The 15957-nt window shown below is 31.2% G+C and carries 16 protein-coding genes; 2 read left to right on the top strand and 14 right to left on the bottom strand.

Annotated features, from left to right (window positions below; translation table 11 throughout):
• Positions 1 to 60 precede the first annotated feature (60 nt).
• The 13 genes from coaE to ACVC5O_RS08410 form a co-directional block, all read right to left on the bottom strand.
• Complete coding sequence (gene coaE / locus ACVC5O_RS08350; protein WP_452221018.1) at positions 61 to 648, bottom strand: dephospho-CoA kinase; 588 nt, start codon at positions 646 to 648, stop codon at positions 61 to 63.
• Positions 645 to 1613 carry a CdaR family protein gene (locus ACVC5O_RS08355; protein WP_452221019.1) on the bottom strand — a complete coding sequence of 323 codons (969 nt, stop codon included), beginning with the start codon at positions 1611 to 1613 and terminating at the stop codon, positions 645 to 647. The genes coaE and ACVC5O_RS08355 overlap by 4 nt, the downstream gene beginning before the upstream one ends.
• Positions 1613 to 2617 (bottom strand): glycosyltransferase, encoded by a 1005-nt coding sequence (locus tag ACVC5O_RS08360; protein WP_452221020.1) that lies wholly within the window; start codon positions 2615 to 2617, stop codon positions 1613 to 1615. The genes ACVC5O_RS08355 and ACVC5O_RS08360 overlap by 1 nt, the downstream gene beginning before the upstream one ends.
• 75 nt (positions 2618 to 2692) lie before the next feature.
• Positions 2693 to 4453, bottom strand: coding sequence for a T9SS type A sorting domain-containing protein (locus ACVC5O_RS08365; RefSeq protein ID WP_452221021.1), 1761 nt, complete (start codon positions 4451 to 4453; stop codon positions 2693 to 2695).
• Between the two features lie 159 nt (positions 4454 to 4612).
• Positions 4613 to 5434, bottom strand: a complete 822-nt coding sequence (locus ACVC5O_RS08370) for an enoyl-ACP reductase FabI (protein ID WP_452221022.1) — start codon at positions 5432 to 5434, stop codon at positions 4613 to 4615.
• A gap of 31 nt (positions 5435 to 5465) precedes the next feature.
• Positions 5466 to 5984, bottom strand: a complete 519-nt coding sequence (locus ACVC5O_RS08375; RefSeq protein WP_452221023.1) for a hypothetical protein — start codon at positions 5982 to 5984, stop codon at positions 5466 to 5468.
• 19 nt (positions 5985 to 6003) lie between these two features.
• Positions 6004 to 7656 (bottom strand): DNA repair protein RecN, encoded by a 1653-nt coding sequence (gene recN, locus ACVC5O_RS08380; protein ID WP_452221024.1) that lies wholly within the window; start codon positions 7654 to 7656, stop codon positions 6004 to 6006.
• Positions 7657 to 7737: 81 nt separating this feature from the next.
• Entirely contained in the window at positions 7738 to 8625 is an 888-nt protein-coding gene (gene porD, locus ACVC5O_RS08385) for a type IX secretion system protein PorD (RefSeq protein WP_452221025.1), read from the bottom strand.
• Positions 8618 to 9829, bottom strand: coding sequence for a bifunctional phosphopantothenoylcysteine decarboxylase/phosphopantothenate--cysteine ligase CoaBC (gene coaBC, locus ACVC5O_RS08390; RefSeq protein ID WP_452221026.1), 1212 nt, complete (start codon positions 9827 to 9829; stop codon positions 8618 to 8620). The genes porD and coaBC overlap by 8 nt, the downstream gene beginning before the upstream one ends.
• Positions 9830 to 9838: 9 nt before the next feature.
• The gene (locus ACVC5O_RS08395; protein WP_452221027.1) at positions 9839 to 10168 is read right to left on the bottom strand and encodes a DNA-directed RNA polymerase subunit omega; all 330 of its coding nucleotides are present in this window, start codon (positions 10166 to 10168) and stop codon (positions 9839 to 9841) included.
• A 7-nt stretch (positions 10169 to 10175) separates the two neighbouring features.
• Complete coding sequence (locus ACVC5O_RS08400) at positions 10176 to 10976, bottom strand: outer membrane protein assembly factor BamD (RefSeq protein WP_452221028.1); 801 nt, start codon at positions 10974 to 10976, stop codon at positions 10176 to 10178.
• Positions 10977 to 11174: 198 nt separating this feature from the next.
• Positions 11175 to 12059 carry a 4-hydroxy-tetrahydrodipicolinate synthase gene (gene dapA, locus ACVC5O_RS08405; RefSeq protein WP_452221029.1) on the bottom strand — a complete coding sequence of 295 codons (885 nt, stop codon included), beginning with the start codon at positions 12057 to 12059 and terminating at the stop codon, positions 11175 to 11177.
• Complete coding sequence (locus tag ACVC5O_RS08410; RefSeq protein WP_452221030.1) at positions 12052 to 12579, bottom strand: DUF6913 domain-containing protein; 528 nt, start codon at positions 12577 to 12579, stop codon at positions 12052 to 12054. The genes dapA and ACVC5O_RS08410 overlap by 8 nt, the downstream gene beginning before the upstream one ends.
• Before the next feature lie 71 nt (positions 12580 to 12650).
• On the opposite strand from ACVC5O_RS08410, the gene ACVC5O_RS08415 reads away from it, so the two are divergent.
• Complete coding sequence (locus tag ACVC5O_RS08415; protein ID WP_452221031.1) at positions 12651 to 13409, top strand: 5'-nucleotidase C-terminal domain-containing protein; 759 nt, start codon at positions 12651 to 12653, stop codon at positions 13407 to 13409.
• A 13-nt stretch (positions 13410 to 13422) separates the two neighbouring features.
• A complete protein-coding gene (locus tag ACVC5O_RS08420) occupies positions 13423 to 14340 on the top strand; it encodes a bifunctional metallophosphatase/5'-nucleotidase (protein ID WP_452221032.1) in 918 nt (305 codons plus the stop codon).
• 1 nt (position 14341) lies between these two features.
• Here the strand turns inward: ACVC5O_RS08420 and ACVC5O_RS08425 are convergent, their stop codons facing one another.
• Positions 14342 to 15085, bottom strand: a complete 744-nt coding sequence (locus tag ACVC5O_RS08425) for a hypothetical protein (RefSeq protein WP_452221033.1) — start codon at positions 15083 to 15085, stop codon at positions 14342 to 14344.
• Positions 15086 to 15957: the final 872 nt, after the last annotated feature.

A 15957-nucleotide genomic window follows, 5' to 3' on the forward strand; every position in this document is an offset into this window, starting at 1 on the left:
TTAACATTTAGTACTTAATGCATTTAACCTTACATTAACAAAAATGTTAAAGTTTTGGGTTTAGCCAATACTTTTTAAAATTTTATTATGGATTTTAACCACTTGACACCTAGTATCTTCTAAATTATCATTATTTATCACAAAATCGGAAAGCTTAATTCTGGCGTCGTCTTCCCATTGGTTTTTCATAATAGATTCAACTTTTTTTGTAGTTGAAGCATCCCGTTTAATAACGCGTTTTAGTCTTGTTTGTTTTGGAGAGGTTACTGTAATTATAAAATCGCAGGACGTGTAGCTGCCGTTTTCAAATAATATAGCAACTTCTTTAATAATATAAGAAGCGTTTTGTTTTTTAGTCCATTTTATAAAATGCTTTGCTACTTTTGGATGTACAATAGCATTCATTTTATTTAACATCTCTTTATTTTTGAAAATAATTTCAGCTATATATTTTCTATTTAATTCGTTGTCTTTATAGGCGTCTTCGCCAAAAAGAGCTATTAATTTTCTTTTTATAACTTTAGACCTATTCATAAGCTTTTTTGCTTCAACATCTGCAATGTAAACAGGCACTCCTAATGCACTAAAAAAATTAGCAACAGTAGTTTTTCCGCTACCAATTCCTCCTGTTAAACCTACTATAATCATTTGGACTCTATTATAAATTCAATTTTTTTGTTATCTATTTTAGTCGTTTTAACCGCTTTAGGGACTGTTACCAATTCTGGTATCATATAATTTTGGTTGTCTTGAACTTTTGCAAAATCGCAAATAACCTTAAAATCTTTTTCGGTAATACTCGAAAACGCTTTTAAACTTGTATAAAATTTTAATTTTACAGCTTTAGGATAAAATTTAACTTCTAAATCCTTTGGTGTATTTATTATTTGTATTGGAATGCTTAAGTTCCCTTCTGTAAATTTTTCTACCTCAGCGTTTAGTTTTACTTTTTGATGTGAAACCTTTAGATTAGCAACTGTATCTATTGGCTTTAATTTTATCCAAGCACTAATGTTTTCATTAACATTCTCTAAAATTAATTGTTCTGTTTCTACACTATTAATATACTTCACTATACTTTCTGCTCCAATAATGGTCACAGAATCTGGAGTTAGCGATAGGGATTGATCTAATACGTTATAACCTGGATTAAAACGTATATTTTGATTTAGCACTATTGGTATTCGTTTTTTACTATAACTATCATATAGAAAAACTAAAGAGTCTGGATTTATAGTAATTACATCTTCATTTTTACTAAATTGTTTTATAATATTAGAAATTCCCTTGTTTTTTGTCCATAAAAAAAAGGTGTCCTTTTTTATAACATCTTCTTTAAAGTCTATAATTAAATTGGGCTTTTTTACATAGTATTTTAAAAATTTAAAGCCTTGTGCTTTTAGTGTAACTTGTAAAGTGTTATTGTTATTTATTAAAATAATTTCTTCGGAAAGGTTTTTATTTTTAATACTAAAACTTAAAGTGTTTGTATAGTCTTTAGATAATTTTGTTATTAATAAAATAATAAAAGCAAACATAAAGAAGAAAATAAACACATTTAACCTCCTACTTTTTATAGATTTTACTATTTTATTTTTAATTGTTTTTATCATTATTTTTTAAAAAATAATTCTGGAAAATAGGTTTCTGGTTTCTTTTTTAAAACTTGTATCGCAAATACAGATTTTAAAAAACCTGTTCCATAACCATAAAATTGTATAAAAACTGCAACCATTGACTGAATTGCCACAGCTAAACTTTTTGTAGCAAATAAAGCCAAAATAAAAGCTATAATTATATATAATATATAACAATATATTGGAAACCAATAACCAAACATTGCAGTTATTAAAGCAACAATACATCCAAATATAAACAATGTAGGAAACCAATACGTAATTTTTTTTGTTTCTGGATGCCAACTATTTAATATAGGTCTCACCTTACCAAATTTATGCACTTGCTTGTAAAACTTAGACCAAGAAATTCTGCGTTTATGGTACACATAGGCATCTACTATTAGTTTGGTTTCAAATCCTAAATTCCATAGTCTAATAGATAAGTCTGGATCTTCACCAGGATGGATATTCCCAAACCCTTGTGTTGCTGCAAATGCTTTTTTAGATAAGCCCATATTAAAGCTTCTTGGCTGAAATTTATTTATACTACTAACTTTACCTCTAATACCTCCTGTGGTAATAAAGGAAGTCATTGCAAAATTTATTGCTTTTTGCAAGTTTGTAAAAGAGTTGTGCGCAGCGTCTGGTCCACCAAAGCAATCTACATAATGGTTGTTTAGGCTGTTTAACACAGTATCTAAATAATTAGGAGGCAAAATACAATCGCTATCTAAAATTATAAAGTAATTACCCGTTGCCGCTCTCATACCAAAGTTTCTGGAGTCGCCAGGACCTGTATTCTCCTTAAAGTAGTATGCTATATTTAATTTAGTCTTGTAAGTGTCTATTATAGGCTTAGAACTAATGGTAGAGCCATCTTCTACAATAACAATTTCATAACTAGCTGTAGTTTTTAAAGCGCAAAAACTTTCTAAAAGTTCTTTAATTTCTTCTGGCCTATTATAAACAGGTATAATAAAAGATAAATGTAAATCCATTATCACAAAGGTAACTAAAGGCAATAAAAAAAGCCACCTAAAAAGGTGGCTTTTAAAATATGTATTAAAAACTAATTAGTTTTTGATAACTCTAATAGTTTCAGTAGTACCAGAAATTGTTACTTGTACAAAGTAAGCTCCTGACTGTAAGTTAGACATATCTACGTCGTTGTTTACAGTATTAGGTGCATTTCTTAATACTTCTTGACCTAACATGTTAAATACAGCTACATTAGAAATCTCTTTTTGAGACTGTAATGATAATGTATTGTTAACAGGGTTTGGATAGTAAGAGAATAAAGACCCATTATCGAAATCTACAGTAGATAACGTAGTATCAACAGCAGAGATGTCAAATGTACCTTCAACACGTTGTTGTGCTCCTCTTGCAGCAACACCATCACTCCAAACTCTTACATAATAAGTTGTACCTCCAGTAAGACCAACAACAGCTAATGTTGCACCTGTAGCATCACCTACGTTACAACCCAAAGACTCAGAGTCTAATTGAGTACAGTTAGGATATAAAGCGATACTAGCAGCAGTTGAAGTACCTGTAGCCGTAGTTTCTATAGTAACCTCTCCAGAAGTTGGAGCAACTATTGTGTACCATACATCAGATTTGAATGTGAAACCTTGGCAAGTTGTATCATCTGTAGTACCAGTTGAATCATCTGTAGCACCTGCAGTTGTTTCACCAGTTAATGGAACTCCTAAATCTAAAGGTGTAGCAGCAGAACATAAATCATTTCCTGGCGCAGGAACGTTAGGAATACAAGTTGCTGATAATTCAAAAGCACCTTCAGTACCAGCATAACCTTCAACCATAATGTAGTAAGTTGTATTAGGCTGTGCAGTAAAAGTAACCTCAGATCTTGTTCCACAAGAATCGTCATTACCTGCAATTTCGTTAGTTTGAGGACAGTCGTCAAATACTCTAATGTAAGTATCGTAACTTGAGTTACATAAGCTTAATGTAACATCTTGTAACACTGTGTCTGTAAATGAGTAAAACACATCAAAAGCTGCGTTGTTTCCACTATCTGTAGCAGCAACAGTAGATCCTGTTACAGTATCTCCACATGCTATTGGTAAAGCGCCAGTACACTCATCGTTAGATGAAGGACATCCATCAAGACTAGAACCTAAATCAACATTACAACCAGCATCTTGGTCGTGCTCTAAAGTTAAATTTACAGCTGTACCTGCAGGAAAAGGACCAACAGTTTGCATTCCTATAGCAGTAATTCCAGTAGTTGCAGCAACACCAGCATCATTAGAAATAGATACAGATGTAGCAGAACCTAAATCTGTAACATCAACATCGATAGTGAATTGGTTATTAGCACAATCGTCAACAACAGCAGTTGTAGCTGCAGGAGGTAAACATGCAACAATAGTTACAACAATGTTAGACCAATCTGCATCAGAACCACCATAAGATTGACTAAGTTCTAAAGTTAGAGTACCATCTGTTGAAGGGTCGTAAGGCGCAGTAAAAGCACCATCGAAACTTAAACTAGTTGCAGCACCACTACTAGCATCTCCAGAAGTAGCAGAATCAAAAGAAACGCTTCCAGCTGCAGTAGTAACTGTTAAGTCAGCTTCACTAGACCATGGTCCACCTCCACCAGCTACCCAGTCTGCAGTAACAGTAAATGTTAAGTAAGACCCAGCAGTTGCACCTGCAGTATTGGCTGCATCGTTAATATTTAGTGTAACTGGAGTTCCGTTTGCTACGTTAGTAGGACCAGCGACTGCAGGAAACGAATATTGAGCCATAGCTGTCAATGAGCTAAGAACTGCAACAAAAAATAATAAAGTAATTTTTTTCATGTTATAAAGTTTTAGTTAATTAATTAAACATTTTCTAAAAATATTGATAATATGTTAACCTTTCTACTCAAAAACACACTAATCGATAAAAAACAAAAAACTTCGTTAAAATGTTAACGAAGTCTTAATATTTACTATGCTTACCTAGTACTTAAGTTGTTACTCTTTATTTTTCATAAATGCATCCATTACTGCATCACTCACTCCCATATTACTAAATCCACCATCATTATATAAGTTTTGTAGTGTAACTCGCTTTGTTAATTCGCTAAACAGTGATACTGTATAATTTGCACAATCCATTGCAGTTGCATTACCTAATGGCGACATTTTATCTGCATATTCCAAAAAGCCATCAAAGCCTTTAACTCCGCTTCCTGCAGTAGTTGGTGTTGGCGATTGAGAAATGGTGTTTACTCTTACCTTTTTATCTCTACCAAAAAAATACCCAAAACTACGTGCAATACTTTCTAAATAGGCTTTATTATCTGCCATATCATTATAATCTGGAAAAACACGTTGTGCTGCCATATAGGTTAAGGCTACAATGCTTCCCCATTCATTCATAGCGTCTTGCTTATATAAGGTTTGCATCACTTTATGGAAAGACATTGCAGATACATCTGTTCCTTTTTGCGTCCACGCATAATTTTGATCTGTATAATCCTTTCCTTTTCTTACATTAACAGACATACCAATGGAGTGCAACACAAAATCTAATTTACCTCCTAAAATATTGGTGGATTTAGAGATTAAGTTTTCTAAATCTTCTAAAGAGGTCGCGTCGGCTGGTATAATTTGCGAGTCGGTTTTTATTGCTAACTCATCTATTTGTCCCATTCGCATAGCAACTGGAGCGTTTGTTAATATAAAGGTTCCACCTTCTTCGTGTACACGTTCTGCGGTTTTCCAAGCTATAGAGTTTTCATCTAGTGCTCCAAAAATAATTCCGCGTTTTCCTTTTAGTAAATTATATGACATAATTGTAGTTTTAATTGATTAGTATATTGTTTTATTTAAAAATAAACTTAATTTTTTGAAACACATTCATCTTATCTTTTACTCTATATAATGATGCGTTTATTTCTTCAATATAACCAGAAGCTGTAGAATTAATTTTAGCTTCTTTATAAAATAAGTAAGCGGTTTCTAATTTATTGGTCAACTCAAAGGCTTTCCCCATTTGGTTTAATATTGTGCCTTTATCTACTCCTTCTATTTTTAAAGATTTCTCACCAAATTCTATCATTTCATTATACTTACCTACATCTAATAAATAATAAGAGTAGTTTATGTAAGGTGCAAAATAGCCATTAGCATATTTTAATGCCAATTTAAAATGTGCTTCGGCTTTTGGGTAGTTTGTTATTTTTTGATGAAAAATCCATCCCAAGTGATTGTGTGCTTTACAATAATCCGGAAAACTTTCTAATACTTGATATAATAAGTCTTTGGCTTCTACTATTTTTTCTTGAGAGATTAATGAATCTACTTCAAAAAGTATATCCTCAGCTTCGTTGAAATCATTCATTGTAACTACATGTTTTTTATTAATTTAACAACTCTTTTGCGTGTGCAATTGCAGAAGACGACAACTCTTTACCTCCCAACATTTGAGCGATTTCTACTATGCGCTCTTCTTCGGTAAGCATTAATAATTGCGTAGTGGTTACTTGTGCAATATCTTCCTTAAATACTTTAAAATGGGTGTGCCCTTTTGCTGCTATTTGTGGTAAATGCGTAATACTAATTACTTGCATACTTTTACTCATTTGCAGCATAATATCTGCCATTTTATTAGAGATTTCGCCAGAAACGCCTGTATCTATTTCATCAAAAATAATTGTTGGAAGTTTTACATATTTAGACAAAACCGATTTTATAGCCAACATTATTCTAGAGAGTTCTCCGCCAGAAGCCGCTTTTTTTAAGCTGTTAAATTGTCCGCCTTTATTTGCCGAAAACAAAAACGATAGTGTTTCCTTACCATTGTAGTAGTAGTTGGTTCCAAAAGTAGTTTCAATTTTAAATTGCGCATTGGACATGCCTAAATGCTTCAAAATTGATTCGAGTTGTTTTACTAATTCTGGTATGGCTTTTTGTCGTTTATTATAAATCTCTAAAGCTTCAACATCTAATTTCTTTTCAGAGGCTTTAATTGTAGCTTCTTTTTCAGCTATTGTAGCTTCTAAATTTTGAGTTGTCGCTACTTTTTCAGCTAGTGTGTTTTTTATATCAATTAGTTCAGAAACGTTTGATGCTAAATGTTTTTTCATTAAATCGTTTAACACACGTAGTTTAGTGTTTACTACACTTAGTCTGTCTGGATCTGCTTCTAATTGGCTTTCAAAATTTTCGATTTCGGCAAACACATCGTCCAAATCTATTACACTACTTTGTATTCTCTCGGAAATTGCTACGTATTTACTAGAGAGTTGAGATAATTTTGCAAACTTGTTTTTTAACGTGGTTAATTGAGTTAATATCCCAATATTTTCATCTGTCAACAATTGATTTGCTTCGGTAAGTTGTTCTTGAATTTCTTCTACATTATTAAGTGTCTCGTATTCTTCTTCTAACTTTTCAAGCTCTCCTTCTTTTAGTTTTGCATCTTCTAATTCTTTTAATAAAAAGGAATTATAATCGAACTCCTTTATGGCATCTGCTTTATGTTGCTGAAGCTGTTCTAACTCCTTCAACAGGATTTTATAGCTTTTTAATTCTGCTTTATATTTAGAACTATTTAACTGTGTTTGTGCTAATGCATCTATAACTTGAAACTGAAACGCATCGTCAACAAGTTGTAGTGTTTCGTTTTGCGAGTGAATATCTACTAAACGCTCTGCTAAAAGCTGCAAACTACTTAAATTTACAGGAGAATCGTTTACGAACGCTCTAGATTTACCCGAAGGCAATATCTCACGTCGTATTATTGTTTGTGGTTCAAAATCTAAATCTTCGGTTTTAAATAGTGCTTTAAGATTGTAGTGTGTAATATCAAAAACAGCTTCTATTACACATTTTTTTGAAGGGTCTCGTAGGCTTCCTAAATCTGCTCTTTTTCCTAAAATAAGTGACAAACCTCCTAGTAGTATGGATTTTCCTGCTCCAGTTTCGCCAGTAATTATGGATAATCCATTGTTAAAATCAACCTGAAGTTGATCTATTAAAGCGTAATTTTTTATGGATAATGAACTAAGCATGCTTAGAATTAAAGAGTTAAAGTGAAAAGCTAAAAGTTGTCACTTTCAACTTTTTTAGTATGTATTACTTGTTACTAAAGACTAGTATTTAATGTTTCTCCATTTGCTGGAATGCATTGGTGCAACTCTATTTAAAACATCTATTAAATTAGAGATATCAACACTTGGTCCATCTGTAAATATTTGTTCAATTTCGTCTGCTTTCGCATCAAAAAACGTTCGTAGTATATAAGAGTTTGGTCTGCGCCTATTCATTACCTGAAATGCATTTAATGCTTCTGCTATTTCATTTTTACCCGCTTTTGCGCTTGTACTCATTTGGTCTAAGCCTTTTCTGTGGTAATTATACATCACATCTCTGTACTCCTTATATGTTGGAGATAACATATTGTCTATTAATGCAAATCTACTTTGTAAACCATCTTCTAATTTCCAGCCTTTAAAATTTTCTTGTTGCGAGTAATTGGTAATTTGCTGTGCTTGTTTAAAATACTCGTCTCCACTACCTTGCTCAAAAGAATCTGCATCCAAACCTAAAATCATATATACGTGGAAAGCTAGTACTGAGATTAAATTAGACTCAAATTGATTTGGATTATATACCATGTTTTGAAACTCTAAATATCTAAAAGCAAAATCTTTATCGTTTACACTATAAATTGGCGAGCTGTAAGTGGAACCATAAACAGGTCGTGAGGCTTGTACTTGTATTGAGGCTTGGTAATTCTCGCCAGAAAACTCGTTAATATTTATCACAAAACTACAGTTTATACGTTCTTGTGTTGTAAATTCTTTTTTAGTCCATTTTGTTTTATTAACAAACTCGTTTATTTGTTTTTCGAGCGTTTTATAAATTTGCTGGTCTTCTCTACCTGTTAATTGTGCATTAACAACTACGCTACAATTAAGTTCTTGAGCGCTAATAATTACCGTGAAAACAAAAGCAAAAAGGACAAATATATTACGCATCTAGTTTTTTTATTATTTCGTTTAACAAATCTACAGCCACTTCTGCTTTAGATTTTAATTTATACTCTGTAAGGTTATCTTGGTTGTCTATAATAGTAACTTTGTTAGTGTCTTTTTTAAAACCAGCACCTTTATCTTTTAACGAATTTAATACAATTAAGTCTAAATTCTTCTTTTTTAATTTTCCTTTTGCATATTCTAACTCATTATTAGTTTCTAGTGCAAAACCAACTAAGAGTTGTTTGGTTTTTATTTCGCCTAAGGATGCTAAAATATCTTTAGTCTTTTCTAATTCTATGATTAACGTAGAGTCTTTCTTTTTTATTTTGTCTGACGCTACATTTTTAGGTCTGTAATCTGCTACAGCAGCACTTAATATCGCAACATCTACAGTTTTATAATACTTGTGGCAAGCTACATACATTTGTTCTGCGCTTGTAACAGAAATGGTTGTAATTAAACTGTGTGTGGTTTTTTGGTAAGTTGGACCTGTAACTAAAATAACCTCAGCACCTAAATTAGCTGAAGCTTTAGCGATTTCAAAACCCATTTTTCCACTAGAGTGATTACCAATAAAACGTACTGGATCTATAGCTTCGTAAGTTGGACCTGCTGTAATTAGTATTTTTTTGTTTTTAAGTGGCAACTTCCCTAAAATGTCTTGTTCTATAAAAGCCACTATATCTTCTGGTTCTGCCATACGACCTTGACCTACTAAACCACTGGCTAATTCACCAGAAGTTGCAGGAATCATAATATTACCAAAGGATTTTAATGTATTAAATGAGGCTGTTGTAGAAGGATGCTTATACATATCCAAATCCATTGCAGGAGCAAAATATACAGGACATTTAGCCGATAAGTAAGTGGCTAACAACAAGTTGTCGCAAGTACCATGTGCCATTTTAGACAGTGTATTTGCAGTTGCAGGTGCTATTATAAAGTAATCTGCCCAAAGTCCTAATTCTACGTGATTGTTCCATTGTGCATTATCATCTTTATCGTCAAAAAAAGAAGATTCTACAGGATTTTTAGATAGTGTGGAAAGTGTTAAAGGTGTAATAAAATCTTTAGAAGCAGGCGTCATAACAACTTTTACATTGGCACCTGCTTTTATAAATCCTCTAACTAAGGTGGCTGTTTTGTAAGCAGCAATACCAGCACTAATGCCTAGTAAAATATTTTTGCCGCTTAATATAGACATACCTGGTTATTATTCTGCGTTATCTTCGCTAGTCTTTCTGTAATAGATTTTACCATCTAACCACTCTTGTACTGCTAATGCGTGTGGTTTTGGTAATTTTTCGTAAAACTTAGACACTTCAATTTGCTCCTTGTTTTCAAAAACTTCTTCTAAGCTATCGTTATAAGTTGCAAACTCTTCAAGCTTTTCAATTAATTCTTTTTTTATTTCAGAATTTATTTGTTCTGCTCTTCTAGAAATTATTGAGATAGACTCATAAATATTTCCTGTTTCTGCATCAACAGCGTTACGATTATATGTTACTGTTGTTAATGGCGCATCAATTTTCTTTAAATCCATTTTTGTATTAGGGTTTTGTACTGTATTGTTGTAATTGTTCGTTTATCACTTCAATCATTTTATTAGCTTTATCCATATCTTGGGATGTTGCGAAATTTGATTTAAAGTTCTCGTAATAGGCTTTAGCGGTTTCTAATCTGTCTTGCTTTTTAACTTCTATACTGTTTACTGCAAGTTTGTAAGCCGAATCTAATTTTAAAAATGCTACTTGCTCTCTAAAGGTTGAACCTGGAAAGTTAAACACAAAATTATCGAATGCTTTTAAAGCAGCTTGATAATCTGAAACGTGATTAAATTGTTTTGCTATTTCAAATGCTTTTCTCTCCAATTTGTAATCTAGTTCTTGTACTAACTTATTAGCTTCTTCTGTGTATTGAGATTTTGGATATAAATTGATAAATAACTGTAATTTATCTATAGCTTCTTGAGTTTCTGTTTGGTCTTTAGAGTACACTGGAGACAACATGTAAGCACTTTTTGCACTATAAAAGGCAGCATCTGCAACTTTCTCACTACGAGGATACGCTTCTACAAAACGTTGAAATTGATGGCTTGCAACGTAATAATTCTTCATTTTCATAAAGGTATCAGAATACAAATACATTAATTTTTCGGCTTGAGGTTTTCCTCTGTAATTAGGTACTATTTGAGCAAATAGTTTATTGGCTTTAGAGTATTTACCTTGGTCGTATAAATTTTCGGCAAATTTAAATTTTTCACCTATATCTTCGTTTTTGAGCATTCTTTGATAGTCGCTACAAGAACTTAGTATTGTGAAAGTTACTAGAATATAAAAAAGTTTTTTCATTAGTTATTTTTACTGTTTTTAATTGCTCTAATGGAATTTGTTTCCTCTTACTCTTCCTTGAGATTTAAAAATTACAAATCAATAATTTTCAGAATTTTAAACAGAATGCAAAATTAAGTTAATTTTATGGATTTTAAAAATATTATTTTCTGCTAAAATAAGGCTAGAAACAAGTTAAACTTTAGGTTTAAGTATAATTTAACTAAAATTAGTAAGTTGCTGCGCGATTTTATGTTTAAGAGCTACTGTTGCTTCTACTAAGGGTAGTCTAACTGTAGCATCGCAAAGATTTAAATTTTCTAATACAGCTTTAATTCCTGCTGGATTATTTTCAGAAAATATTGCAGATACACAATCCATTAATTGGTAATGTAGTTTAAAGGCTTCTTTGGGTTTACCTTCTAAGCCTAAATTTATCATTGTTGTAAATTCTTTTGTTAAGGCTTGTCCAATTACAGATATTACTCCTGCTCCACCTGCTAACACAACACCTAAAGCTAAATCGTCGTCTCCAGAGATTATTAAAAAGTCTTCTGGTTTGTCTTTTAATAGTTTGTAGTACTGGTGTAAATCGTTTCCTGCTTCTTTAACAGCTATTATATTACTAAAATCGTTTGCCAAACGCAATGTGGTTTCAGGCAACATGTTTTTAGAGGTTCGTCCTGGTACATTATATAGAATAATATCCACTGGAGAGACTTGCGAAATAGCTCTAAAATGAGCATACAATCCCTCTTGTGTGGGTTTGCTATAGTATGGAGATACAGACAATAAGGCATCTATTTGCGACAAATCTGTATTTTGAATCTCTTTAATAACCTCTGTTGTATTATTTCCGCCAATACCTAAAACTAGTGGTACACGTTTATTATTTGCTTTTGCTATAGTGGCAACAATCTCTTTTTTTTCTTGTGCAGTTATGGTTGCACTTTCTCCTGTTGTACCACTAATAACTAAATAATCTGTACCGTTTTCAATATTATGATTAACAATTTTTATTAATGCATTGTAATCTACAGTTAAATCTTTTTTAAAAGGGGTTACTAATGCAACTCCAGTACCTACAAATTTATTTTTAGTCATTGTGTTTTGGGTTTAGTATTTTTAGATATTTAAGCATTTCGGCTAAAAAAACATCTGGTTTTTCTATTGCAGTATCTATTATTAAATCGTTTAAATCGTGCTCTGTTTGAAACAATCCAACTTTTATTAATGCCTTTGTTTTTGCATTTACAACGTGTAAAGGCACTATATTATTGGTATAAAAGTTAATGAGCACATCGTAATCTTGTTTTAAAAAATCGCTTAGTGTATTTGATTTAACTTTCCCTTTCCAACCAATAGACTTAGCATTAAAGGTTTGTACTTCTAACTCCTTTTGTGGTTTCTTTCTTAAATCTAACGCTACTGAATTTAATGTATTGAATTGTTTTGAAAACTTCACCAACAAGGCTTCATGTTTCTTCACATCTTCTTCTTTTTCAATAACATACAAAAATGCAACCGATTTTATTTTACGCTTACTATCGGTTACTAAACGTTTGCTTTGTAATTTATTTATAAGCTTTTTGTTAGATTTTTCTTTTAAACCCTTTAAAATCATTTATCTTTATTACTTTGTACAAAAGTAGCAAAAGTAGTCACAATTGTCTCTTTTAATAACAGCAAATTATAATGAATTTTAGACCTCTTATTTTAATTCTCATTTTTATAACTTCTTATAGTTGTAAAAAAGAAAACTACCAAATCACCAAAATTGAAGGTAAACGCATACCAATTAAAGACACTATAGCATTAAATGCTGAAATTGATGCGTTTATAAAACCTTACAGAGAACATGTTAATAACGATTTAGATAGTGTTTTAGCATATTCAATAGACACCTATTCTAAAACCGATGGCGAATTTAATACAGCAATTGGAAATTTATTTGCAGATGTTGTTTTAGAGCAAAGTAATCCCGTTTTTAATACTAGAACAGGGAAAACCATTGATGCAGTATTGCTAAATCATGGTGGTATTCGCGCAATAATTTCTAAAGGAAACATAACTTCTCGAACTGCTTATGAGATTATGCCTTTTGAAAATAGTATTGTTATTGTAGCCTTAAAAGGAGAGCAAATTAATAAAATGACCGAATATCTTAGTAAAGCAAAACGTGCACACCCAATACAAGGCTTACAATTAACACTAAATAAAGATTACAGCATTAACAAAGCAACCATAAACAATAAACCAATAGAAAAAGATAAAACCTATTATGTAGCAACTAACGATTACTTATATTCTGGAGGAGATCGCATGACGTTTTTTCAAACCAACGATACGGTTTACGATTTAAATTACAAAATTAGAAATGCATTTATAGATTACTTTAAAAAAGTAGATACAATTGCTCCAGAAATTGATAATAGATTTATAAAGCTTAACTAAGTCCTTTTTTTTTATGAAACGTAGAGAATTTATACAACAATCCACTGCTGCAACAGCATTAATAGGCTTAGGAAGTCTAAGCTTTCAATCTTTTAGTTTAGCACCAAAAACAAAAAAAATTACCATATTACACACAAACGATGTGCATAGTCATATTGATGCGTTTGGACCAAAAGATGGTAGAAATGCTAACCAAGGAGGTGTTGCAAGACGAGCCACTTTAGTAGAAAATATTAGAGCAGAAAACCCGAATACTTTATTATTAGACGCTGGTGACATTTTTCAAGGCACTCCGTATTTTAATTATTATGGTGGAGAGCTGGAATTTAAGTTAATGAGTAAATTAAAATATGATGCCGCAACTATTGGAAATCATGATTTTGATAACGGATTAGATGGCCTAGTTGCGCAACTACCACATGCAAGTTTCGATTTTTTATCTGCTAATTACGACTTCTCCAACACAGTAATGGATGGACACGTTAAACCTTACAAAGTATTTGTTAAAGATGGTGTTAGAATTGGTGTGTTTGGACTAGGCATTAAATTACAAGGCCTAGTAGATAAGAGAATGTACAAAGAGACAGTTTATCTCGATCCTGTAGAAACTGCACAAGATATGAGCAGAATTTTAAAAGAAGACGAGCAGTGCGATATTGTTATTTGTTTGTCGCATATTGGCTACTATTACAGTAAGTTTCCTGAAAATATGTGTGATTTAAATTTAGCAAAAGTGACTAATAATATTGATTTAATAATTGGAGGTCACACACATACATTTTTAAAGAAACCAACAGTCACAAAAAATAGTCTTGGAGAAAATATGCTAGTTAACCAAGTTGGTTGTTATGGCTTACAACTAGGTCGTATCGATTTTTATTTAGATAATAGCAAAAATAAAAGTGCAAACGGAAGAGCAATACTAGTGTAAATTAAAGACTTTGAGGTACAAATTTTTCGGAGACTACCTGAATATCTTTTACACCTTCATTAAGCACAATAATGTAATTACATATTAGTACTAAACCAGAGACGTGTAGTACAATTTCGGAGACTACAAAACTCCATGTGTAAATATAATTTTGGCTTATATAATATAACACATCCGAAAACCCAAAACAAAACACCATTGCTAAAAAAAGTATAGACGATTTACTATCTGTATCTAAATACACTGCAAAAGCGAAAAAGCCTAAGACTAATAAAATTACACTTTTAAGCACAAATAATAACACTGTCCATTCATCTAACAAATTACTATTTGTCATTACATAAAATTGATATATAAAGTAAGTACATATTAAGAAAACTGTTATTAAATAAGCATATACCAAGGCATTAAACCTAATAGTTTCTATTTTATGCCAAAGCAATCCTATTAAGCTGAAGTAGCTTAAACAATACAGTAAACTAGATAATTTAATATAAGAGTATTGAGGTATTGTTGAAGTAAAATCTCCTAGAAAAGAAAATATAAAAAACGCTACAATTGGCTTAGCTAATTTGCATTTGGTTAGATAGAAATACACTACCGTAAAGGGAATAAATAATGGCTTTACAACTCTCAAAAGCAATTCGTTTTGAGAAAAAGAAGCATAGATATTTAACGCTAAAATTAAAATAACAACAAACACCAATGCATGTTTGTGCTTGTTTAAAATCCAATCTGTATTCATAGTATTATCATAAGTAGGTACGCCAAATATAATACAAAATATTTAAAAACATCGATAAAAAGTAAAAAAAATCGTTAAACAGATTAAATGCTTAAATTACCGCTTAAAGTTTAAATAAGCTGTTTTAATGTAAGAAAAATATATTTTTCTGTTTAAATTTGAAGTAATATCCTAATCAACAACATCTTAAGATATAATACAATTATTTAATAACATCTAACTTAGCATTAGAATATAAAACAATTAAGTATTTAAAAATAAAATAATAACCAACTAACAACAATATTGAAAAAACAATATCTAAACTTTTAATAGGTTTTATAAAGATTACTGATGTTTGCACAAATTCCGAAAGAAAAATAAATAACACAGCCAAAAACAATAAAAACTCTTTTTTATAACTACGCTCTAAATAATTAATAAACGCTAAATTAAATAATATAATTAGCACTAAATAATAAGCATTCTCTATAAAATACTCAATAGATCCATACGCTGCAAATAAATCCTTGGAACGAGTACAAAGTAAACACCGTTAGAGCGGTAAGAAAAAAGAGCTGTAACTTAAAATCTTTAATTACTTTTTTAAAATTAAGTTGCCTGACTATAAAAACAATTAAGACCAAATAAGAAATTATAAACAGTACACAGCAAAAATAATAGATAGTTATACTATTGCTATTGTAGTTATAAACGTTAATTAGCTCTGCAATTAAAGCAACTACCAAAAACCCTAAAAACCATTTGCTTTTCTTTTTAATTTTAACCACATAAAATGTAATTAAAAACAAATTAAATATACTACGGCAAATATCAGAAATCAAGTCGTAGTCTGCGATTTTAGAAACCACAAAAACTAATGCAATAACTAT

It is taken from the genome of Lacinutrix salivirga, assembly GCF_053604675.1.